This is a genomic window from Ruminococcus sp. AM31-15AC (genome assembly GCF_003462045.1).
Classification (GTDB): Bacteria; Bacillota; Clostridia; order Oscillospirales; family Ruminococcaceae; genus Hominimerdicola; species Hominimerdicola aceti.
On record NZ_QTYG01000014.1, the window covers coordinates 13,695 to 36,681 of the forward strand.

A 22,987-nucleotide genomic window follows, 5' to 3' on the forward strand; every position below is an offset into this window, starting at 1 on the left:
CTGCCGTTTGAGACAACCGCTGTGTGCAATTAAGAGATCAGTTATTTCTTGTGTTTTTTCTTTATTCCCATTGCCGCACCGCCGCTTATCAACAGCATTGCAAGCCAAAGGCTCATACCACTGCCGCTTCCGGTCTGTGGGTTTTTCTGCTCGCTCTTAGGCTTATCAGCCGTGGAGCTGTCTGTCTTGCTCTCGTTAGTATCGTCTTTCGTCTTATCTGGCTTTGAGTTATCTTTTTTGTCATCACTTGGAGTGTCTTTCAGCTTATCTGTAATAGTGTCTGCCTTTTGTATCTCCTTTGTGCCGTCCTTGTCACCGAAATACTTGCCGCATTCTTCGCAGTACCAATACTCGATATTTCCCTCTTTGTCATGTGTTGCGTCAACTTTATCTATATGTGTGAGCTTTCCGTGATCGTTCGGGTCGATATCGCCGTATTCACTGCCGCAGATATCGCAGGTGGCTTTCTTTGTGCAGGTCGCCTTGTCGCCGGAATGTGTACACTTGTATCCACACTCTGTACATTCGCCTGCGTTCCATTCGTGGGGTTCTCTCTCAATAGTCACCTCGCCGCAGCAATCATATTTTTTCTCATGTTCTTTGCTGTCAAAGTCCCAAACAGGTTTGCCTGTGTGATTTGTCGGGTCAAGGTCGCCGTATTCTTTATTACAGAATTTGCACTTTGCCTTTTCAGTACAAGTCGCAGTGCCGCCCACATGGTTTTCCAGCACGGTTACTTCTTTTTCACCTGTGATGACAAAACCGTCTTTGAGTTTTGCCGAAGCGTAAACCGTCATTGTTCCGCTCTCAAGATCTGACGCACTTACCTTTGCGGTGTAAAGATCGTCTTTTGCGGTAAACGCCAATTCCGTACCGTCGCCTGCAAATCTGAAGCCTACTGTCATGTCAGTACAGCCCTCAGGCAGAGCAAATGTAAATTCATAATCACCTAAAGGACAGGTCTCGTCAGTTCCGTTTATGGATATCTTCAAAATAGTTGATTTTTTCGTTTCATATCCGCAAATTGTACATTCCTGCCAATATTCGCCGCCTTCCGTATTCCACTTGTAGGCGTGAAGTTCCTTTTGGCTGTCAGTTCCGCACTCACTGCACTGCTTCCAATGTCCGTTTTCGTCGGATATATAATCGCCGAAGCTGTGTTCGATAGGCTCGCCCTCAGTAGCCTGACAGCGTTTGCAGGTCTTTGGAGCTGTGCAGGTCGCTTCTTTCCAATCATGTCCCAATGGTTTATAGGCTCATCTTTGTACTGTGAACATTCGGAGCAATTAAACCTCTTCACACCCTTATCGATGCAAGTCGGCTCGGAGATTATCGTTCCCTCGTCAAATATATGTCCGTCTACTGCGCAGTTTCTTATTACTGTAAGCGTTGCTTTTTCCGATACCCAAGTACCCACATAGTCCGCATTTTCAGCGTTCTTGACCGTACATCTGTACATATATCCGTTAAAGCTTATGTTCGTTGCACAGGTGGTGAATGTAGTCGACCATTCTTCCTTGCCGTCCACGACTTTTGAATCAAGAGAGAACGTTCCGTCAGCTTCGGTAACGTCTGCAAAAGTCTTTCCATCGTCCTTGCTCACCTGCCATATCACCTCAGCTCCGTAAGGATTTCCCTGAGCGATAGGAAGTGTGAACGTAGCCTTTTCTCCGCTGTTTATGGTCTTATTGCCGAGTGAGGCTGTAAACTCAGGAGAATAATATATTGTAAGCTTTGCCGCATTTGAAACTACAGAGCCGTATTCATTTGATACAACACAGCGCACAAGCTTTCCGTTGTTTTCTTTTCGCACTTTTAATGAATGTGAATTGTCGTTGGTATATGGGATATCAACGAAAGTTTCTCCGTTATCGCTGCTTTCCTGCCACTGATATTGGAGCGGTTCACTGCCTGTTGCTTCTACATTGAAGAAATAGTAACGTTCAATTACGATAGTTATTTCTCCGGGCTTAACAGGTTTAGGCTGGCTAGGAGCGTTTGTTGCACCGCTTTGCGGGTGTTTTACTATGACCGGTGCTTTTTCGGAGAAGTTTATCGTAACAGGGCCGAAAACGGTCGGCTCAGTTTTTTGTCCGTCGCCTGTTGATACCCATGTTTTGCATCTTATCTGCCAGCCGTTCATTTGGCTTTCTATAGTAGGCTCGTAAACAGAAGAAGTTTCTCCGTCAATGGCGGTGAAAGTCTTTCCGCCGTCCTTGCTCACTTCCCATAGATATTTGAGCCTTACTGCGCCATTTGGCGTATTGTTTGTGACCTCGAATTTTGCCTTTTTATCCAAGTGGAATTTGTCAGGAGCAGTAAATACCGGCTCGTCAATGAAGATATATGCGTCATAGGTATATGAATGATTGAGCTTGGAATCCCAGCCTAAATAATATACATCTGCCTGATAATGCGTACCATTGTCACTGTTGCCCATACGCCCCACATACATGCTTGTGCCATGGGCATTTATTTTTGTGCGCTTGTCGTTTTCAACACTGTACCATTCTACTCGGATATCACTGTCTTGCAGTGAGGACGGCTCGTTTTCCATTGTTTTCAGCGTAACGACGTCGTTCTTTTTCACAACAAAGTATTTTAATGTTATAGGATCAAAAGGTATCCTATGCTCTAAGATATTCGTTCCATAACGCAGATTAAAATAGGTGTTCTCATCTTCAAGAGTGCCGTCAGCTTTTATTTTAAAAGCATTCACGCCATAAATGGAATCCTGTGACTTGAGCCAGAGATGAAGCTTGTTTCCGTCATGGAATATTTCTGAGCGGTTATAGCCATAAAAATCGTCATATGGCGGCTGACGTGTGTTAGCACTGCCTATAAACTCATTGCCATCTGCACCCCTTGCAACATAGGTGTACTTGTGTACCGAGTTTCCTTTTGCGTCCACAGCCTTGCCGTTGTCATTGAAGTCAGCGCTTCCGCCTGATATCTGCAAGATTACGTTGTCACCAAGCGTTCCAGAGTAGTTTCCGCTATCAATGATGACCTTGCCCTCTCCTACAATGTTAAGTCCTCGCACGATCGCACTGTTTGTAAATTCTATCGTGCCGCCTTTCAGCTCGATAGGATAAGTGAAATTATATGTTTTATCAGGGGAGGTCTTTAATTTTAAAGTTGCGCCGTCATAGACAATGATCTTCGGAAGCTCAAAACCGCTTTTGATATCTATGTTCATTTTGATATCGCCTGAAAGTATGTTTACATCAAATGGAACGTTGGTGTCCAGATCGATTTCATATATATCTTTTAGATCTATTCCGCTTGCTAAATAAAATGTTTCATAATCATGCATATCCTTGAAATATGACATTTTACCACGGCCATTATCATCTTTTATATAGATGTCATCCATGTTTTCTGTATAATACTCTGTATACCCTCCGAAGCCATACTGCGCAAACTTCTTGAAGTCAGCGGGACAAGTATCGCTTTCATAGAGTTTCAGCCGTCCCGAAACTGTTATTTCGTTGCCGCCTGATTTACGGAAACCACGATTGACGCTTTCATAATCCACATACTCTGTTCCGGCACGGACACGTCCTTTTCCTAAAAATTTTATGGCGTAATGGTGAACTTGTACGCCATATTCCATGAATCCCGGCGTGGACGGATTAATGTTTCTGCCTTCTACTGTGGCGTTGTTCTTTATTACGATACCGCCTGCTTCAAGGCCTGAGGTGTATTCTGAATCATACTCTTGTGGTTTGTATATCTCTTTAAAGACGTTACCTTCGACCTTACTGCCGTCAACTGTCAAAATTCCATATACCATTATTCCTGCAATAGTTGAACCTGCATTGTTGAAATATCCGCCTGAAGTGAGATTTTTTGGTCTGTAGTGTGTGTAATTGGTGCACTCTCCCTTAACAGGTCTGTATGTAGCACGGCCCTCCACAGTGGTATTAGTGCCGTTTACATAAAGCGAACCCTCAACATAAATGCCGTTCATGCCCACAGTTGGTCCGTTTGCGCAAGCCCAGACAGTGCTGTAGTCATTAACTATCATATTATACTTTACGATAATGCAAGCGCCGAAGCTTTCGCACGATACATTAGTAGCGTTTTGTTCAGTACCGTCGCCGATAGTAAGATTTGAGCAGTATATTGCTGCGTCATGTGTTACTGCTGAAAACGTTCCGCTGCCAATGATAGTGATATTACTGTCAGGAGCGTAAATTCCGCTGTAGCTCTCATTGTATTTTGTTGCGGCTTGGCTTGAAAATGGGCTGTCACCAAGATCAATGCTGCCGACAAGCTTTATGTTCAGATCTTGTTCGCCTTCAACGTATATAAGACCAAATCGGCTGGGTCTTTCGCTGTTGCCGTTTATACGTTTGCCTATAGTCGCCATATTGTAGCCAAGAAGCGTCAGGGTCTTGCTTTGTATATCGTATTTCCAGCCCTGTTTGCTCCATGTTTTATCAGATGTTACCTGTTCGTCGCCTATCCATATGCCATATTCTGTGACCGCAAATGCGTTCAATGGTGTAATGGACATTACCATACATAGAGTAAGTATGATGCTCAATAACCGTTTTTTCATCTTGTTTCCCCCTCTTCATCATCTTTTGAAAGTTTAAAATCGAATGTCATTTCCAGCATTGCAAACAGCTTATACATGACCTCTGTGGCGATAGCTCTAATATCAAGCGATCTGATAAATGCAAGCACTTTTGCCTGTTCTTCCTCCGGTACTTTATACACTCGCATTGCCGCCGTCAGAAAACGTCTAAGCTTGTGGTCAAGAGAAAAATGAATATCGCATTTTCTTGCCATATAGTTGCGCATTATTCCTGATGTTCCGATTTCCATTTCATAGAAATCACTCTCGGTGTAGCCCGGAAAGTTCGAGCCGAATATCTGTTTCAGTTCCGCCGTAGTGTGGACATAGATATACTCAGCCGTTTCAGGCATAGTATAAGCCTCAATGTAGATCTCTCGGAGATTTTCATTCAGCTCAGTGAGGGTTATCTGTATGGCAGTTTCCACAGCATATGTGTATATCGGCGACATATTATCACCAACAATGTTCTTTGCCACTCCAAATTGTCCGCTGAACATCGTGCCCACAAGTTCCATTAGAATAGCGTCTTTTGTGGAGAATAAATTCTGAAAGCTTCCTCTTGCAACGCCAGCTTTTTTCACTATCTGTGAGATAGTTGTCTGTTTATACCCCTGTTCCAGAAACAGTTGGACGCATACAGTGAGTATCTTTTTTTTTGTTTCGATACCGTCTTTTCTTGTAGAAATATTTATCACCTCTTTTCATTGTTTATTAATAATGATTTATAATTAGTATATGTATTAGTTATAGCATATGTAACACAATTTGTCAAGTGCCAGAAAGGGGTAACTGCGAAATTTTACAATGGGCAACGATTTTTTTGTGTTATTTTTGCCTTAATGATTTAAAGCAAAACTCTTGTATTATTATAAAAAGTATGGTATAATCAAATTACGAATTTTTTGTATATTTCTAAGGAGGAAATAATTATGAGTATGTATATCACTTGTCTTGACCTTGAGGGAGTTCTCGTTCCTGAGATATGGATAGCTTTTGCTGAGGCTACAGGTATCCCTGAGCTTAAAAGAACAACAAGAGATGAGCCTGACTATGACAAGCTTATGAAATACCGTATCAACATTCTTAAGGAACATGGTCTTGGTCTTAAGGAAATTCAGGATACTATCGCAACTATCGACCAATGCCGGGCGCAAAGGAGTTCCTTGACGAGCTGAGAAGCTTCACACAGGTAATAATCATCAGCGATACTTTCTCACAGTTTGCAGGTCCTCTTATGAAGAAGCTTGGTTATCCTACTATTTTCTGCAACACTCTTGAAGTTGCTGACAACGGCGAGATAACAGGCTTCAAGATGAGATGTGACAAGTCAAAACTCACAACTGTAAAGGCTCTCCAGTCTATCGGTTTTGAAACTATCGCAAGCGGTGACAGCCACAATGACCTCGGTATGATTCAGGCGAGCAAGGCTGGTTTCCTGTTCAGAAGCACAGACAGCATCAAGGCTGAATATCCTGAGCTTCCTGCTTATGAAACATATGATGAGCTTATGGCTGCAATAAAGGCTGCTATGGACTAATAGTTTCCAGACAAAGGAAAACATAGATGAAAAAGGTAATATCACTTTTAATGGCAGCGGCTTTGTCACTTTCTGCGGTAGCCTGCGGTCAAAGCGCTGACAGCAGCGTGGCTGATAAATCAAGCTCAAAGGCTGATGAAAAGCCTGCTGTGGAAAGCTGTAAGATAGCTGATGATAAGTTCGATACATATGTGTCGAATACTTACGTTGCCACGGGAAACAATTTTGTGGTAAAGAAAGCTAACGAGGTAACATACAGAGCTTATTTTCCACTGGAGGAATACGGAGAGCTTGAATATGCTTTCTATTTTTCAAATACTGTGGATTCTACATACAACGCTGACGGCAAGCAGGCTTTTGCAGGCAAAGAGGGCGGAGAGTATGAGATTTCCTCGGCTTATGTCTGCGACGGTGGAACAGGTCCGGATGACGAGATAACCTCACGCACTGAGGTAACATTTGACGGTGCAGGCTCAAAGAAAGTCGCACCTGCGGAAACTTTTTGGAGCGACCCTGTTACGCTGAATATCCCTGATGATCATTATCTTGTGTGGGAGTGGACGGTGACGGGAAGAGATATCCCATGCAACAAGATGTCAAACCTCACGTCTACCACATCATCGAAAAACGGCAGCGATTTCACTTATTGTGACGATGTGCCACTGCCGCTTCTTATAGGAGCAAAGCGTGATGTGAAATATCGTGTTACGGCTATCGGCGACTCTATCACACAGGGCTGTATGACAGACTTCATGGCGTATGAGTTCTGGGCGGCACGCATTGCAAAAGAGCTTGGTTCTGATTATGCTTTCTGGAACTGCGGCCTTGGCTGGGCGAGAGCGAGCGATTGCGCACAGAAAGGCAATTGGCTCGGAAGATCGCTCAACAGTGACATCATGATAGTTGCTTTCGGAACGAACGACATAGTTTCAGGCGAATACGGTGGAGATGGCGGAAACAATGCTGATGAGGTGAACGGCTATATAAGCACTATCCTTGAACAATCTCAGGCGGCAGACTGCAAGACCATACTTTTCAATGCTCCTCCACAGGATTATGACGAGGAACACGAAGCAGTGAGAACTGCTCTTAACGATATGGAAAAGCAGACGGCTGAGAAATACGGCGCAGAGTATTTTGATTTTGCTGCACAGCTTTCTCCGACTGATGATCCGTCAGCTGCACTTTACGGCGGTCACCCAAACGGCGAGGGCGGCAAGGTCGTGTGCGAGGCATTCATGAAACAATTTGCAGAGCTTTTAGGCAAATAATATTTTTTTACGGCGTTGTGTCTTTTGACACTTCGCCGTTTTTTTTGCAAAACAATACCAAACATAATCTGCGATATGTAACGCATATTATATATAGTATCTTCGCTTTTGCCGTGAATATTTTATCATATGAAAAGTTTATACTTCTGACATAAGTTACCCTTGACAAACAGGGTTAGTGTGTGCTAATATATAAATGCAGTTAGGAAATGCTAACCAGTAAAATTGAAAGGAGGAGGTCGAAAAAGTATGAGCGTTATAATAGTAGGCGGAAATGATCGTATGGCAACACGCTATAAGGATATCTGCAAATCATATGATTGCAAGGCTAAGGTGTTCATCAAATATCCTACAGGTTTTGATAAGAAGATAGGCAGTCCTGATCTGGCAGTGGTGTTTACTGATACAGTGTCACATAAAATGCTCAATGGTCTTAACCAAAGAGCAAGCAAACTTGATTTTCCTGTGGCTATATGCCATTCATCAAGCTGTTCGGCTTTGAAGAACGTGCTTGAAAAATATTGTACTAAAGGCGTTGTAAACGCATAGATCTATATGTATGGGTTAGGAATTTCTAACCAAAGGAGGGACTATGTCACAGTCTGAGCTGAGAAATTTTGAAAAAAGCATGGCTTATCATCTTGCCCCTGCAATGCTTGGAATAAAGCCTGCCTGTCTTATGTCAATGGAAAAGAACAAGGACGGGCTTGAAGAGAATGTCGAGCTTTTCAACAGCAGGGCATATACAAAGGGCATGAAGCTAACAGTGCTTTGCGAGTGCAAAAGCAGAAAGCTGCTTTTTCTCTATAACGAAAAGCTTTTATCTGACAGACTTGCAGACAACAGAGTAAGAAAGCTTCTTGAAAGCTTTGGCTATGACAGCCGTATGACCCTTGAACAGCAGCTTGAAAGGCTGTCTGAAAGAATATCCGCAAGTGAGGATTTTCCTCATGAGATAGGTTTGTTTCTTGGCTATCCTGTTGACGATGTTACAGGGTTCATACAGAACAAGGGAAGAAACTATCTTCTCTGCGGATATTGGAAAGTCTACTCTGACGAAAACAGAGCAAGACGTATTTTCAGCAATTATGACAAGTGCAGAAATTATCTGTGTAATAAACTTGCTCAGGGCGAAAGCATTTACCAAGCCCTGAAAATTTCTTAGGAGGTAATCATAATGAAAACAGCAGTAATTTATTGGAGCGGTACAGGCAACACAGAGGCTATGGCAAAGGCAGTTGCAGAGGGTGCAGGCGCAGAGTGCTTCGCAGTTTCTGAGTTCAGCGGCAATGTTGAGGATTATGACGCAATAGCTCTTGGATGCCCTGCAATGGGTGCAGAGGAGCTTGAGGACAGTGAGTTCGAGCCATTTTTCGCAGGTATCGAGGGCAAGCTCTCAGGCAAGAAGATAGCACTCTTCGGTTCGTACGGCTGGGGTGACGGCGAGTGGATGCGTCAGTGGCAGGACAGAGTTACGGGCGACAGTGCAACACTTGTAAATGGCGAGGGACTTATTGTAAACGAAACTCCTGACGACGACGCTCTCGCAAGCTGCAAGGCTTTGGGCGAGGCTCTTACTAAGTAAGCATATATCTCTAATGTAATAATGTAAACTGCAAACGCAGGCGGAAAAAGGCAGTTTTGCTTTTCTGTCTGCGTTTGTGCTGTGATTAAGTTATTGAAAACTAACTAAAGTTATGTTTAACTAACTTATGATTTTGTGCAAGCTTACAAAATTGAAAAAACGGCACATTTAGTCTTGACAAATTCGGTTAGCCGTGCTAAACTATATTATGGGTTAGAAAATGCTAACCCTTTAAATAAGCCTGAAAGTTAGACTAATCTAACTTTTGATACTGACAAAAGAACAGGAGGGTCTGAATGATGCCGCTGACATTTGCAAACGTAGGGGAAGAAAACATGATAAAGAAAGTAGGCGGAAAACCTGAAACAAGAAAGTTTCTTGAAAATCTGGGTTTTGTCGCAGGTGGAACGGTAACGGTAGTAAGCACTATCGGAGGAAACGTTATCGTTAAGGTCAAAGAATCAAGAGTAGCTGTTTCAAAGGAAATGGCTGCGAAGATAATGGTATAGGAAACATTTGGCGGTCAAGCCATGATAAATATGTTTGAAGATATTTTGTATAGTTAGGAGGATCAAGTTATGGCAACATTGAAAGAAGCTAAGATCGGTTCAACAGTTACCGTGAAGAAGCTCAACGGCACTGGTGCTGTAAAGAGAAGGATCATGGATATGGGCATCACAAAGGGTGTTGAAGTCCATGTAAGAAAGGTTGCGCCTTTGGGTGACCCTATTGAAGTAACAGTCAGAGGCTATGAGCTTTCGCTCAGAAAGGCTGACGCTGAGATGATCGAAACGGTCTGATACATAGTTCAGGCAAACAGCAAAAAATTTCATCGGCAGAGCTGATGTGTACTTAGAAGATGAGGATATATCAGAGTGTCGAAATTCTGAAAGGATCGAATTGTATGGAGATCAAAATTGCTCTCGCAGGTAACCCTAACTGCGGTAAAACAACTCTTTTCAACGCTCTTACAGGTTCAAACCAGTTCGTAGGTAACTGGCCGGGCGTAACAGTTGAAAAGAAAGAGGGTAAGCTCAAGGGTCATAAGGACGTAGTTATCATGGACCTTCCTGGTATCTACTCACTTTCACCTTACACACTTGAGGAAGTAGTTGCAAGAAACTATCTTATTAGCGAGCGTCCGGACGCTATCCTCAATATCATCGACGGTACAAACCTCGAAAGAAACCTTTATCTTACACACAGCTCGTTGAGCTTGGTATCCCTGTTGTTGTTGCTATCAACATGATGGACGTTGTTAAAAAGAATGGCGACAAGATCAATACAGATCAGCTTGCTAAGGAGCTTGGCTGTCAGGTCTGCGAGATATCCGCACTTAAAGGCACCGGTATCAAGGAAGCTGCTGAGCTTGCAGTAAAGGCTGCTGAGTCAAAAGTTCCAATGGTACCTCAGCATTCATTCAACGGCGTTGTTGAACACGCTATCGCTCATATTGAGGAAGCATTTCTCAATGATGTTGCTGAAGAACAGCAGAGATGGTACGCTATAAAGATATTTGAGAGAGATGAGAAGGTCATCGAACAGCTCGGTATGTCTGAGCAGGTAAAGGCCCATATCGAAAAGGATATCTGTGCCGCTGAAAAAGAAATGGACGACGACTCGGAGAGTATCATCACAAACGAGAGATACATTTACATAGCTTCAATAATCAAGGATTGCTACAAAAAGAAAAATCAGGGCGGTCTTACAACATCAGATAAGATAGATAAGATCGTTACGAACCGTTGGCTCGGTCTTCCTATCTTTGCAGTAGTTATGTTCCTTGTTTACTATATCTCAATGGTAACAGTAGGTTCAGCCGCAACTGACTGGGCAAACGACGGACTCTTTGGTGACGGTTGGCATCTGTTCGGTATCGGTTCATCTGACGCTGAGGACGCTGCTGACGAATATGGCAGCTCGCTTGACATAATCAACGCATTTATCGAGCAGCAGGGCGGCGAGGCTATCGACAACGAAGCTGATGACTTTGATGCTGCCGCTGCAAAGACAACAGCAGACAACCTGCTTGCTACAGTAGATAAGTCCGCAACTGCTGATTATACAGTAGAGGACGAGGAAACACTTGAAGAAACAACAGAAACAGCTAAGTATGCTGATCTGGAAGCTGCAGTTGCAGCCGCTGAGAAGTATAACTTCGCTGATCCGGATCCTGCTGATTACGGCGTATGGGTACCAGGTATCCCTGTACTTATCGAAAGCGGTCTTGACGCAGTAAACTGCGCAGATTGGCTCAAGGGTCTTATCCTTGACGGTATCGTTGCCGGTGTTGGTGCGGTTCTTGGATTTGTACCACAGATGCTCGTACTCTTCATTCTTCTTGCTATCCTTGAGGCTTGCGGTTACATGGCTCGTATCGCATTCGTAATGGACAGGATCTTCAGAAAGTTCGGTCTTTCAGGAAAGTCATTTATTCCGATCCTTATTGGTACAGGTTGCGGTATCCCTGGTATCATGGCTTCAAGAACTATCGAGAACGAGCGTGACAGACGTATGACTGTCATGACAACAACATTTATTCCTTGCGGTGCTAAGACGCCATTTATTGCAATGATCGCAGGTGCTATCTTCGGAGGCTCTGCTTGGGTAGCAACGGGCGCATACTTCATCGGTATCGCAGCTATCATTATTTCAGGTATCATGCTGAAAAAGACAAAGATGTTCGCAGGAGATCCTGCACCATTCGTTATGGAGCTTCCTGCTTACCATATCCCAACAGTAGGCAACGTACTCAGATCAATGTGGGAGCGTGGCTGGTCATTCATCAAGAAGGCTGGTACTATCATTACACTGTCAACTATCTTCGTATGGTTCACTTCATACTTCGGCTGGGTAGACGGTTCGTTCGGTATGCTCACAGAAGACCAGATGGAATACAGTATCCTTGCTCACATCGGTAAGGCTATCTGCTGGATCTTCGCACCTCTTGGCTGGGGCAACTGGCAGGCAACTGTTGCAGCTGTTACAGGTCTTGTTGCTAAGGAGAACATCGTTGGTACAATGGGTATCCTTTACGGCGGCGGAGATGGTTCAGTTTACTCTGCGATCGGTGCTGCATTCACTGGCATCACAGGTATGTCGTTCCTTATCTTCAACCTCCTCTGCGCGCCTTGCTTCGCAGCAATGGGAGCTATCAAGCGTGAGATGAACAGCAGAAAGTGGTTCTGGTTCGCTATTGGCTACGAGTGTGGTTTTGCTTATGTTATCGCACTTATCGTAAATCAGCTTGGCAACCTCTTCACTGGTAATGTGAATGTTATCGGTCTTATCTTTGCAATAGCTCTTATCGCTCTTATCATCTATATGCTCGTTAGACCTTATAAGGAAAGCACAAAGCTTGAAAAGGACGTTAAGGTAGGCGCAAACGCATAATAAAAAGCAAATATCATCACTGATCTTGCATAAACAGTTGGGAGGATAATTATGGACACAGTAGGCGGTACGATTCTGGTTGCAGTGATTCTTGCTGCTATCGTGGCAGCTATAATTTACAAGCTCGTAAAGGATAAGAAACAGGGCAAAAGCTCTTGCGGTGGCAGCTGCGGCTGTTGTCCAAATTCTTCTCGCTGTCACAGATCATGATAAAACAGTAATAAACTTCGGGGAGGTCATCTGAATGCTGACTAAATCACAGAAAAGGTATTTATTTGCCATATACAGACTGGGTCAGAACGGCAGACCTGTCAAGTCCACAGAGGTAGCTTCTGTTCTGGGCGTGACAAAGGCAAGCACCGTCAAGATGACTCAGAAGCTTATAGACGAGGGCTATATAATCAAAGAGCCTTACCGTGAGATCACACTAACATCTGAGGGCATAAAGGCAGCTAATGAGCTTTATACTCCAAGTGTGATACTTCAGGATTTTCTTGAAAACCGTGTGGGCGTTGAGAGAAAAAATGCCGAGAATGACTCGGTGGCTATTGTTTCTCAGATATCTGAGGACGCTCTCGACAAGCTTGTAAGCTTTGCATTGCAAAGCACGACAAACGGCTAAATCAGTAATATTTATATCGTTAGATCCCGCCTTTTTCGGCGGGATCTATCAGATATATCGGTTAGTTGCAATTAACCACAATGTGAAGTAAGTTATGGCATACAAATATGTATAATATGACGTTAAAAAACGGCAAAGATACATTATTAAAATAAATAGTTGGAAAGGGGAATGAATGTGTTTCTTGAAATAAAGAACATAAAAAAGCATTTTGGCGAGGGCGAGAGCAGGGTTGAAGTGCTTAAGGGCATTGAAATCGAAATAGAAAAAGGAGAGTTCTGCGTGCTTCTCGGACCGTCAGGCTCAGGTAAATCAACACTTCTGAACATTATAGGAGGAATTGACGCCGCTGACGAGGGGTATATCTCAATAAACGGCGAAAAAACAGCCGACATGAACGAAAAGGCATTGACCCTTTACAGAAGAAAGCACTTGGGTTATATCTTCCAGATGTACAACCTTATACCTAACCTGAATATCAAGGAGAATATCGAGGTAGGCGCATATCTTAGCGACAATCCTCTTGACGTTGACGACCTGCTTAAAACCCTTGGGCTTTACGAGCATCGTCACAAGCTTCCTAATCAGCTTTCTGGAGGTCAGCAGCAGAGAACTGCTATTGGCAGAGCCATCGTCAAGAACCCTGATATCCTGCTCTGCGACGAGCCCACAGGTGCGCTTGACTACAATACCTCCAAGGAGATATTGCAGCTTATAGAGGACGTAAACAAGAAGTATGGCAACACTATCATAATGGTAACACATAATGACGCTATCAAGCAAATGGCTGACAGAGTTGTAAAGCTCAGAGATGGTATGATAAGAAAGAATTATCTTAACGAAACTAGGCTCACAGCCGCAGAGCTTGACTGGTAAGGAGGGAGAATATGAGAACCCCTCTTACAAAACGTCTGCCCAGAGAACTGAAAGGCGAGATAAGCAAATATATTGTCCTGTTTCTTTTCATCACAATGATGATAGGCATAGTATCAGGCTTTCTTGTTGCGGCAGGCAGTATGTCTGTTGCTTATGACGAAAGCTTTGAGAAATACAATATCGAAAGCGGAAATTTTGAACTTCTTCAAAAAGCCGATGATGATGCTGTCAAAAAGATAGAGGACGGTGAGGAGAAGATAAAGGTATACGAAAATTTTTATCTTGACAAAGAAACAAAAGAAGTTGACAGCACAATCAGACTTTTCAAAAATCGTAAGGATATCGACAAGATATGTATAATGGACGGTGAACTTCCTTCTGCTGATGACGAGATCGCTATTGACAGAATGTATGCTGACAATAACGAGCTTAAAGTTGGCGACAGCCTGACGGTCGGTGGCAAGAAGCTTAAGATAACAGGTCTTGTTGCACTTTCAGATTACAGCGCACTGTATTCTAATCCGTCTGATATGATGTTTGACGCTTTGAAGTTCGGTGTAGCTATCGTTACCGATACGCTTTTTGACGATTATGGTGAGGCTGATCTTCATTACAGCTACTCATGGAAATATGATAAAACCCCGGCAGACGACGAGGAAGCTCAGGATATGGCTGAGAAGGTCATGAAGCATATAAATGGAATCTCAATGCTCACTCAGTTTATTCCGGAATACTCAAATCAGGCGATACATTTTACAGGCGACGATATCAAGGGCGATAACACAATGATAACAGTTTTTCTTTATCTTGTTATGGTCATAATCGCATTTGTTTTTGCTATAACAACGGGAAACACCATTGCAAAAGAAGCAAACGTTATAGGTACGCTCAGAGCCTCAGGCTACACAAAGGGCGAGCTTGTAAGACATTATCTTGCAACGCCTATGATAGTCGTGCTTGTATCTGCCATTGCAGGCAACATACTTGGTTACACCTGCTTTAAGGATTTTGCGGTCAAAGCGTACTATGGAAGCTACAGTCTGCCAACATACAAAACGATCTGGAACGCAGATGCGTTTATAAAGACGACAGTAGTTCCTCTTATAATACTTTTCGTAATAAACCTTGTAATGCTTGTAAATAAACTAAGTCTTTCACCGCTTAAATTTTTAAGGCGTGATCTTAAAAAGCGTCAGAAGAAAAAGGCTTTTAAGCTCAACACAAGGATAGGCATATTAAAGCGTTTCAGACTTAGAGTCATCTTCCAGAACATTCCTAACTATATTACAGTGTTTGTTGGCATTCTTTTTGCTAATGTTATCATCTTCTTTGGCCTTGGCATGAAGCCTATGCTTCTTCATTATCAGGATATAATAGAAGATAATATGATAAGCAAATATCAGTATGTGCTGAAAATGCCTGCTGAAACTAAAACAGAGGGTGTAGAGAAATACTGTTCAGGCTCTCTTAAAACTGTCGATGACAAGCTAAAAGAGGAAACGGCAACTATTTACGGAGTTAAAGAAAACAGCAAGTTCGTTCATGCAGATATAAAAGACGGCGGAGCGTTTATCTCTGATGGTTATTCTCAGAAGTATAACATAGAGGTCGGCGATGAAGTGACGCTGAAAGAGTCTTACGGAGATAAAAAATACAATTTTAAGGTAGAGGGTATCTATGACGATCCTGCAACTATAGCAGTTTATCTGACAGACAGCGATTTCATAAAGACCTTTGAACTTGAGGACGGGTATTTTAATGGTTATTTCTCCAATACAAAGATAAAGGATATAGACGATCTGTATATTGCGACAACTATAACGAAAGACGACCTGACAAAAACATCACGACAGCTCATACTGTCTATGGGTTCTATGATAAGTATGTTTGCGACAGCGGGTGTTATAATGTTCATGCTAATTGTTTATCTTCTTTCAAAGGTCATAATAGAAAAGAACAGCCAGTCTATTTCTATGACAAAGATACTGGGTTATAACAACAGGGAAATAAACAGCCTTTATATAACGACTACGACCATAGTCGTTATAGCCTCAATGCTGCTGACTGTTCCTATAGTAAATGTCACTTTGAAGTATATATTCAAAGTTGCTTTCGCTCAGTATTCAGGCTGGATGCCATATTATGTGCCAGCAAAAATATTTGTTGAAGTGCCGTTGCTCGGTATCATTTCATATGCGGTAATAGCATTTATCCTTACAAGACGTGTAAAGAAAGTACCTCTTGATGAGGCACTCAAAAATGTAGAGTAATTCTTCCAAATCATTCTTTCTTAATTGAGCTGTGCTGTCGGTATGTATCGGCGGCACAGTTTTTTGTGTTTTTTTATAACTTTTTTTGAAAATCGCTAATTTGGAAAAATGAGTTAGGCAATCGTCGTAAATTTTATTAATATCTTTACTATACTTTAACATATTATTAACAGCATAGTGATACATTATATGATATGGAATTATACGCTTTTGATGATCAGGCTCTGCTTAATGAAGAGAAGAAGTGCAGAGAACTGCTGTGAATGACAGTATGTCATTCGGTGGGAGGAAAAATATGAGTAAACAAAAGAAGCCTGCAGGCGGTTTGAATATTATCATTGTGGGCTGCGGAAAAGTAGGCACGACCCTTGTTGAACAGCTTGTGAAAGAGGGTCACGATATCACGATAGTTGACAAGAATGCAAAAAAGATACAGGAACTCAGTAGTCTTTATGACATTATGGGCATCGTAGGAAACGGCGCAAGCTTTAGCGTTCAGCAGGACGCCGGCATAGAGAACGCCGACCTTATAATTGCTGTCACAGAGTCTGATGAGCTTAACCTGCTTTGTTGTACACTTGCCAAGAGAGTAGCGAAGTGTTCAGCTATAGCAAGAGTAAGAACACCTGATTACAGCAAGGAGATAGTCTATCTAAGAGAGAAGCTTGGTCTTGCAATGGTCATAAATCCTGAGCTTGAGGCTTCAAGAGAAGCGTCAAGAATACTTTGTCTGCCAACAGCTCTTGAGGTAAACACCTTTGCAAATGGTCAGGCGGAGCTTATAAAGTATAAGATACCTGAGGGCAATCCTCTTGTCGGCACTACGATCGCTGAGCTTAGCCGTAAAACGGCAACAAACCTGCTTATATGCGCTGTTGAGAGAGAAGGGGAAATATATATTCCATCTGGCGATTTCACAATGAAAAAGAATGATGTTATCTCATTTTGCACCCAAAGAAATTTTTCAAGAACGTTCTTTGAGGATCTCAGTGTGAAGACAAATCAGGTGAAGAACACAATGATAATAGGCGGTGGCAAGGCGGCTTATTATCTTGCAAAACGTCTTATTGGCATGGGGATCAACGTCAAGATAATCGAGAATGACAGACAGCGCTGTGAGGATCTCAGCGTGCTTTTGCCAAAGGCGATAATAATAAATGGTGATGGCACTGACGAGGAACTTCTGAAGGAAGAGGGCATAGAGTATGCAGAGTCATTTGTGGCTCTCACGGGAATAGACGAAGAAAATATCCTGCTCACTCTTCATGCCAGACAAGTGTCAAATGCTAAGACTATCACAAAGATAAACAGGATAAACTTCAAGGACGTTATAAGCAGACTGGACCTTGGAAGCGTAGTATATCCAAGATATATCACCTCTGAGGCGATAATAGCCTACGTCCGTGCGAAGAATGAATCGGGAGATAGCAATATCGAAACGCTGTATCATTTGTTCGATCATAGAGTAGAAGCTATCGAGTTCAAGGTGGATCAGGAGTCAGAGGTCACAGGTGCACCGCTTCAGGCTCTTGATTTAAAAAGACATTTGCTTGTAGCGTTCATAAATCGAAACGGCAAGATCATTATCCCGAGCGGTCAGGATACTATAGAGAAGGGCGACACTGTAATGGTCGTCACTACTCATACGGGATTTAACGATATCACTGATATTCTGAAATAGCGGAGGAAATATGAACAGCTCGATCATTCGATATATTTTAGGAAACGTTATGCGAATGGAAGCCTGCTTTTTGCTGCTGCCTTGCATAGTGTCGCTGGTTTACGGGGAAGGCGTGGGACTTTATTATCTTGGAACAGCCATTGTGTGCCTTGCTATTGGTGTGGTAATGGCTTGGAAAAAGCCTAAAAACTATGTGTTTTATCTCAAAGAGGGTTGTATAGCAACATCTTTGAGCTGGATAGTTATGAGCCTTGTTGGGTGTATGCCTTTTTGGATAAGCGGAGAGATACCAAGCTTCACGGATGCTATGTTTGAAACAGTTTCCGGCTTTACAACAACTGGTGCTTCGATCCTTACTAATGTTGAGGCGCTTTCTCATACTGCACTTTTTTGGCGAAGTTTCACGCACTGGATAGGCGGTATGGGAGTTTTAGTTTTCCTGCTTGCTATCATACCGCTGAGCGGTGGCTCAAATATAAATCTTATGAGAGCGGAAAGCCCTGGACCATCAGTGGGCAAGCTTGTTCCAAAGATGAAATATACCGCAAGGATACTTTATATAATCTATTTTGGCATGACCATACTGGAATTTATTTTTCTTATTATCGGCAAAATGCCTGTGTTTGACAGCATTTGTACAGCCGTTGGAACGGCAGGCACGGGTGGTTTTGGAGTCAAGAACGACAGCTTAGGAAGCTATTCGCCATATTTGCAGTGGGTGGTTGCCATTTTCATGATACTGTTTGGCGTGAATTTTAACGCATACTATTATATTATATACAGGCATTTTAAAAAGGCATTCAAAATGGAGGAAGTACGGTGCTATTTTGCTATAATCCTCATTGCCACAGCTATAATATTCGCAAATATCCTCGACCGCTGTGTTAGCATTTTTGACGCACTCACAAAGTCAGTCTTTCAGGTGGCGTCGCTCATTACAAGTACGGGCTTTTCAAGCACTGACTTTAATCTGTGGCCTCAGATATGCCGGACGGTGCTTGTACTTATAATGTTCATAGGAGCTTGCGCAGGCAGTACGGGCGGAGGTATAAAGGTATCAAGAGTGATCGTGCTTTTCAAGACAATGATAAAGGAGCTTCACTCATATATACACCCAAAGAGCATACGCAAGGTAAACCTTGACGGCAAACCTGTTGAGCATGAGATAGTGCGTTCTATAAATGTTTATATCGTAACATTCGTGATAATTTTTGCTTCATCAGTTTTTATGGTGGCATTTGATGGTAAAGATCTTGTAACAAACTTTACTGCTGTGCTGACAACCATCAATAACATGGGACCTGGTCTTGCGGAGGTAGGTCCAACAGGCAACTTTTCAAACTTCTCTGTTTTTTCAAAGTTCGTTTTCATGTTCGATATGCTTGCAGGCAGATTGGAGCTTTTCCCTCTGCTGATACTTTTCCACCCCTCTGCATGGAAAGATCTTATTTCTAAAAGGGCGGAAGCAAGAAAATTCTGATAACATAAAAAGGACTGCATCTCGACCCATTCAGGGACGATGTGCAGTCTTTTGATTTTCTATAAGGTATGTTATTTAAAGAAAAACCCTGCTGTCATGTCAAGATAATTTCCGCCGCTGTAGTTTGGATACTGCTTCTCGACTTCTGCCTTGAAGCTTTCTGCGCTTGTGCAGTTTGCAGCAATGGATTTAAGGTTTTCAAGATAGTCTATCTTTGTCTGAGCGTCTTTAAGATCCTCAGGTGTGTAGTGGGAAGTGAGTATAAGGTCATAGCCCTTTGCAATATAGTCACGAAGCTGTGCAATTATTGCGTCAGCGTGACCTGCCCCTGCAACGATAGAGTGGCAATCGTGACCTAGCATATGAGTGTAAACTGCATTTATCTCAGGTATCTCAACGTCAAATGCCTCAGAAGTCTGCTTGATAACAAAATCAATGCCGCCGATAGCGATCTTGCCCTCGCTGATAACGTTCGTTATCTTGTGAACTGACTTGTCGAAAATATCGCCGAATGCGCCTGTGAAGTTGTTGATAAGAGCCTTTCCACCACCGTTTTCTGAATATTCCACAGCGTTCTGTGTTGCATACTTAGGCACGTCAGGCAGGAACGTTGCGCCTGCGCCGTGATATGCCACCAGCATACCTTCTACCTCAACGTCCTTGAGATAGTCTGCAAGCTCGGTATTGTTGTCAAAGAAGCAAGGTGACTCGATAACGACAGCCTTGCCGTTTTTCTCGACGATAAAACTTCGTTGTCGATAAAATCGTTGGTCTTGTAAGCGTGAAGCTTTATGCCACCGAAATCGTAAACGTTCACTTCGCCTTTTGCGAGCTTAACAGATGTAAATGTATTTTTGTTCATAATATATTCCTCCTAAAGTTTTGCGTTTGGATTTGACTTTCGGAAGAACAAGCGCTTGATCTCTTTCCTTGACTTTATCATATCACAAAGTTTTTACCTTGAAAAGTACGCACTTTTTTGTAAGGTAGTTACCAAAAAGTAAGTTTTGCGCAAAAACGCTGTTTTTATGTAAAAATAAAATTGTAAACATTATATGAATAAAACTAATGTTGCTTTTTGGCTTGTAATATGCTATAATGAATGTAACATTCTAAATGAAACTATTGAGGTGATAATATGCTGAGAAAAGAAGATCTGCCTGAATGTCCTATAGCAACAACTGTGCAGCTTATCGGCAACAAGTGGAAACTGCTTATCCTGCGCAATTTGCGTATGCGTCCATGGCGGTTTAATGAGCTTCAAAAGTCACTGACAGGTATAAGTCAGAAGGTGCTTACGGAAAATCTCCGTGCAATGGAATCAGACGGGATAATCGTTCGCACTGTTTATGCAGAAGTGCCGCCGAGAGTAGAGTATTCGCTAAGCGACCTTGGCGAGACCATGCGTCCTATTTTAGACGCTATGGAGAAGTGGGGAAATGAATATAAGGCATCATTTAATTGAATTATAATAATATACAGAATAAGTAAATGCAAAAGACTGCATATCGACCTGAAAATGGTCGTAATGCAGTCTTTTGTTGTAAGATCAAATTGTAAATTTAAAAATGCTAGCTTTTTACGCCTGTTATTTTACAGCCTTTTTGAACTGCTGTTCATATTTATGCTTGGTCGCTATTCCGCCTCTTATATGTCTTTCACGTTTGTTTTCCTCAAGGACCTCTTTTACGCTTTTGAAAAGCTGAGGAGAGATTTTCGGCAGACGTTCTGTCAGATCCTTATGTACTGTGGATTTGCTTATGCCAAATTCCTTTGCCGCACAGCGTACCGTGGCTCTGTGTGCCGCAACATATTCTCCAAGCAGCACACATCGTTCCTTTTCGGATCCATTCATTGTTCACACCCCATTAAATTTTTCTGTAGTAATCTATATGCTGTTGCTTACCTCATTATTACTTGACGTTCTTTCAGACTTTACAAAATAATTGCCGATAATCAAATATTTTTATGCAAAATGCTTGAAATCACACTGGGAATGTGCTATAATGTAAGTGTGATAGAGATACTGTCACAGAATATGAACGAAACGAGGGGATAAGGGCAATGAAACTTAATTTTATCGGTGCAACACATGAGGTAACGGGAAGCTGTACATATATAGAAGCCTGCGGAAAGAGATTTCTGGTGGATTTCGGAATGGAGCAGGGCGTTGACTATTTTGAAAATGCGAAGATACCTTGTCCTCCTGGAAATATAGATTTTGTATTGCTGACTCATGCTCATATAGATCATTCAGGTCTGCTTCCACTGTTGGCGGCAGGCGGCTTTGCTGGTCAGATACACGCAACGGAGGCCACTTGTAATTTATGTGAGATAATGCTGAGAGATTCAGCGCATATTCAGGAGTTTGAAGCAGAGTGGAGAAGCAGAAAGGGCAAACGTAAGGGCACTGGCGAGGTGTCGCCACTCTATACTATGGCAGACGCAGAGGCGGCTATTGCCTGCCTTTGCCCACACCCATACAGTGAGGTGACGGAGATATCCGAGGGCATAAAGGTACGCTTTATCGACGCAGGTCACCTGCTTGGCTCATCAAGCATCGAGATATGGCTCACAGAGAACGGTGAAGAACGTAAGATCGTATTTTCGGGAGATATAGGAAACCTTGACCAGCCTCTTATCAGAGATCCGCAGTATATAACGGAGGCAGATTATGTTGTAATGGAGTCCACATACGGTAACCGTCGCCATGATAAGCCGAAGGACTATGCAAAGAGTCTTGCAGAGGTCATTCAAAAGACCTTTGATAGGGGAGGAAACCTTGTTATACCGTCATTCGCAGTGGGCAGAACTCAGGAACTGCTGTATTTTATAAGGCATATCAAGGCTGAGAATATGGTGACGGGTCATGGGGATTTTCCTGTGTATGTGGATTCTCCACTTGCTATCGAGGCAACGCAGATATTCAATAAGAACAAAAATTCATGCTTTGACGAGGAAGCAATGTCCTATGTGAACAAGGGCATAAATCCTATCACTTTCAGCGGACTTAATATTGCTGTCACAAGTGACGAGTCAAGAGCCATAAACTTTATCGACACACCTAAGATAATAATTTCCGCAAGCGGTATGTGCGAGGCGGGCAGAATAAAACACCACCTCAAACACAATTTGTGGAAACCTGAAAACACCATACTTTTTGTGGGCTATCAGGCTATGAATACCCTTGGAAGAAGTCTTGTGGAGGGTGCAAAAACGGCAAAGCTTTTCGGCGAGGAAGTCGTTGTCAGGGCTGAGATACTGGTGCTGCCAGGCGTGAGCGGTCATGCTGACGTTGACGGTCTGGACAGGTGGATAAAAAGCTATGAAAAGCCGCCTAAGAAAGTCTTTGTCAACCACGGCGAGGATTCAGTTGCCGAGGCGTATAAGGAGCATTTGCGTAACGATTTCGGACTAAACGCCTTTGCACCATACAGCGGTGCGGAGCTTGACCTTATGAGCGGCGAGTTCAAAAACACGACCCCTATAAAGATAGTCAAGAAGACAGGTGCGTCGCCTAATTATCAGCGTCTGCTCAGCGCTCTTGACAGGCTGACGGCTTTGGTGAACAAAAGCTCAGGTCTTACTAATAAAGACCTTGCAAAGCTCACTGATACCATAAATAATATCTGTGCAAAGTGGAACGATTAGCTTTTGCTGCACATATAATATGAGATACAGGGC

20 protein-coding genes and 2 pseudogenes are annotated in these 22,987 nt (G+C 42.8%); 16 read left to right on the forward strand and 6 right to left on the reverse strand.

Annotation, left to right across the window (positions count from 1 at the left end; translation table 11 throughout):
• Positions 1 to 41: 41 nt before the first annotated feature.
• From DW793_RS05900 to DW793_RS05910, 3 genes are read right to left on the reverse strand one after another with little or no spacing between them, the layout of a single operon-like run.
• Positions 42 to 992 (reverse strand): NPXTG-anchored protein, encoded by a 951-nt coding sequence (locus DW793_RS05900; RefSeq protein WP_118157352.1) that lies wholly within the window; start codon positions 990 to 992, stop codon positions 42 to 44.
• Complete coding sequence (locus DW793_RS15245) at positions 989 to 4,567, reverse strand: hypothetical protein (protein ID WP_118157353.1); 3,579 nt, start codon at positions 4,565 to 4,567, stop codon at positions 989 to 991. Before DW793_RS15245 ends, DW793_RS05900 begins: the two co-directional genes overlap by 4 nt.
• The gene (locus tag DW793_RS05910) at positions 4,564 to 5,283 is read right to left on the reverse strand and encodes a TetR/AcrR family transcriptional regulator (protein WP_252969692.1); all 720 of its coding nucleotides are present in this window, start codon (positions 5,281 to 5,283) and stop codon (positions 4,564 to 4,566) included. The genes DW793_RS15245 and DW793_RS05910 overlap by 4 nt, the downstream gene beginning before the upstream one ends.
• A 240-nt stretch (positions 5,284 to 5,523) precedes the next feature.
• Between DW793_RS05910 and thrH the strand changes: the two are divergent.
• From thrH to DW793_RS05980, 14 genes and pseudogenes are all read left to right on the forward strand, one after another.
• Positions 5,524 to 6,125, forward strand: a pseudogene (gene thrH / locus DW793_RS05915) (bifunctional phosphoserine phosphatase/homoserine phosphotransferase ThrH).
• A 26-nt stretch (positions 6,126 to 6,151) separates the two neighbouring features.
• On the forward strand, positions 6,152 to 7,396 hold the full coding sequence (locus tag DW793_RS05920; protein WP_118157354.1) for an SGNH/GDSL hydrolase family protein: 1,245 nt from the start codon (positions 6,152 to 6,154) through the stop codon (positions 7,394 to 7,396).
• 249 nt (positions 7,397 to 7,645) lie between these two features.
• The gene (locus DW793_RS05925) at positions 7,646 to 7,945 is read left to right on the forward strand and encodes a DUF2325 domain-containing protein (protein WP_022288593.1); all 300 of its coding nucleotides are present in this window, start codon (positions 7,646 to 7,648) and stop codon (positions 7,943 to 7,945) included.
• Between the two features lie 43 nt (positions 7,946 to 7,988).
• Positions 7,989 to 8,561 (forward strand): DUF3793 family protein, encoded by a 573-nt coding sequence (locus DW793_RS05930; RefSeq protein ID WP_118157355.1) that lies wholly within the window; start codon positions 7,989 to 7,991, stop codon positions 8,559 to 8,561.
• Between the two features lie 12 nt (positions 8,562 to 8,573).
• Complete coding sequence (locus DW793_RS05935) at positions 8,574 to 8,981, forward strand: flavodoxin (protein ID WP_118157356.1); 408 nt, start codon at positions 8,574 to 8,576, stop codon at positions 8,979 to 8,981.
• Positions 8,982 to 9,277: 296 nt separating this feature from the next.
• Entirely contained in the window at positions 9,278 to 9,490 is a 213-nt protein-coding gene (locus DW793_RS05940) for a FeoA family protein (RefSeq protein ID WP_022288590.1), read from the forward strand.
• Between the two features lie 69 nt (positions 9,491 to 9,559).
• Positions 9,560 to 9,781, forward strand: a complete 222-nt coding sequence (locus DW793_RS05945; protein WP_022288589.1) for a FeoA family protein — start codon at positions 9,560 to 9,562, stop codon at positions 9,779 to 9,781.
• 104 nt (positions 9,782 to 9,885) lie between these two features.
• Positions 9,886 to 12,374: pseudogene (locus DW793_RS05950) on the forward strand (ferrous iron transporter B).
• A gap of 51 nt (positions 12,375 to 12,425) precedes the next feature.
• Complete coding sequence (locus DW793_RS05955) at positions 12,426 to 12,584, forward strand: FeoB-associated Cys-rich membrane protein (protein ID WP_022288587.1); 159 nt, start codon at positions 12,426 to 12,428, stop codon at positions 12,582 to 12,584.
• Positions 12,585 to 12,618: 34 nt separating this feature from the next.
• Positions 12,619 to 12,996 carry a metal-dependent transcriptional regulator gene (locus DW793_RS05960; protein ID WP_117877934.1) on the forward strand — a complete coding sequence of 126 codons (378 nt, stop codon included), beginning with the start codon at positions 12,619 to 12,621 and terminating at the stop codon, positions 12,994 to 12,996.
• Positions 12,997 to 13,173: 177 nt separating this feature from the next.
• A complete protein-coding gene (locus DW793_RS05965; RefSeq protein WP_118157367.1) occupies positions 13,174 to 13,872 on the forward strand; it encodes an ABC transporter ATP-binding protein in 699 nt (232 codons plus the stop codon).
• A gap of 11 nt (positions 13,873 to 13,883) precedes the next feature.
• Positions 13,884 to 16,142, forward strand: coding sequence for an ABC transporter permease (locus tag DW793_RS05970; RefSeq protein ID WP_118157357.1), 2,259 nt, complete (start codon positions 13,884 to 13,886; stop codon positions 16,140 to 16,142).
• Between the two features lie 295 nt (positions 16,143 to 16,437).
• Positions 16,438 to 17,823, forward strand: a complete 1,386-nt coding sequence (gene trkA / locus DW793_RS05975) for a Trk system potassium transporter TrkA (protein WP_117928123.1) — start codon at positions 16,438 to 16,440, stop codon at positions 17,821 to 17,823.
• 10 nt (positions 17,824 to 17,833) lie between these two features.
• A complete protein-coding gene (locus DW793_RS05980; RefSeq protein ID WP_117897684.1) occupies positions 17,834 to 19,303 on the forward strand; it encodes a TrkH family potassium uptake protein in 1,470 nt (489 codons plus the stop codon).
• A gap of 71 nt (positions 19,304 to 19,374) precedes the next feature.
• Here DW793_RS05980 and DW793_RS05985 read toward each other — a convergent pair whose 3' ends face one another.
• Complete coding sequence (locus tag DW793_RS05985; RefSeq protein WP_252969693.1) at positions 19,375 to 19,944, reverse strand: hypothetical protein; 570 nt, start codon at positions 19,942 to 19,944, stop codon at positions 19,375 to 19,377.
• Between the two features lie 5 nt (positions 19,945 to 19,949).
• A complete protein-coding gene (locus DW793_RS15255) occupies positions 19,950 to 20,165 on the reverse strand; it encodes a hypothetical protein (RefSeq protein ID WP_252969694.1) in 216 nt (71 codons plus the stop codon).
• A gap of 276 nt (positions 20,166 to 20,441) precedes the next feature.
• On the opposite strand from DW793_RS15255, the gene DW793_RS05990 reads away from it, so the two are divergent.
• Positions 20,442 to 20,768, forward strand: coding sequence for a winged helix-turn-helix transcriptional regulator (locus DW793_RS05990; protein ID WP_117877944.1), 327 nt, complete (start codon positions 20,442 to 20,444; stop codon positions 20,766 to 20,768).
• Between the two features lie 123 nt (positions 20,769 to 20,891).
• Here the strand turns inward: DW793_RS05990 and spoIIID are convergent, their stop codons facing one another.
• Positions 20,892 to 21,158: a sporulation transcriptional regulator SpoIIID gene (spoIIID, locus tag DW793_RS05995; protein WP_038671255.1), complete on the reverse strand. Its 267-nt coding sequence runs from the start codon at positions 21,156 to 21,158 to the stop codon at positions 20,892 to 20,894.
• 209 nt (positions 21,159 to 21,367) lie between these two features.
• Here spoIIID and DW793_RS06000 point away from each other — a divergent pair, with 209 nt between their 5' ends.
• Positions 21,368 to 22,954, forward strand: a complete 1,587-nt coding sequence (locus DW793_RS06000; protein ID WP_118157358.1) for an MBL fold metallo-hydrolase RNA specificity domain-containing protein — start codon at positions 21,368 to 21,370, stop codon at positions 22,952 to 22,954.
• Positions 22,955 to 22,987 lie beyond the last annotated feature (33 nt).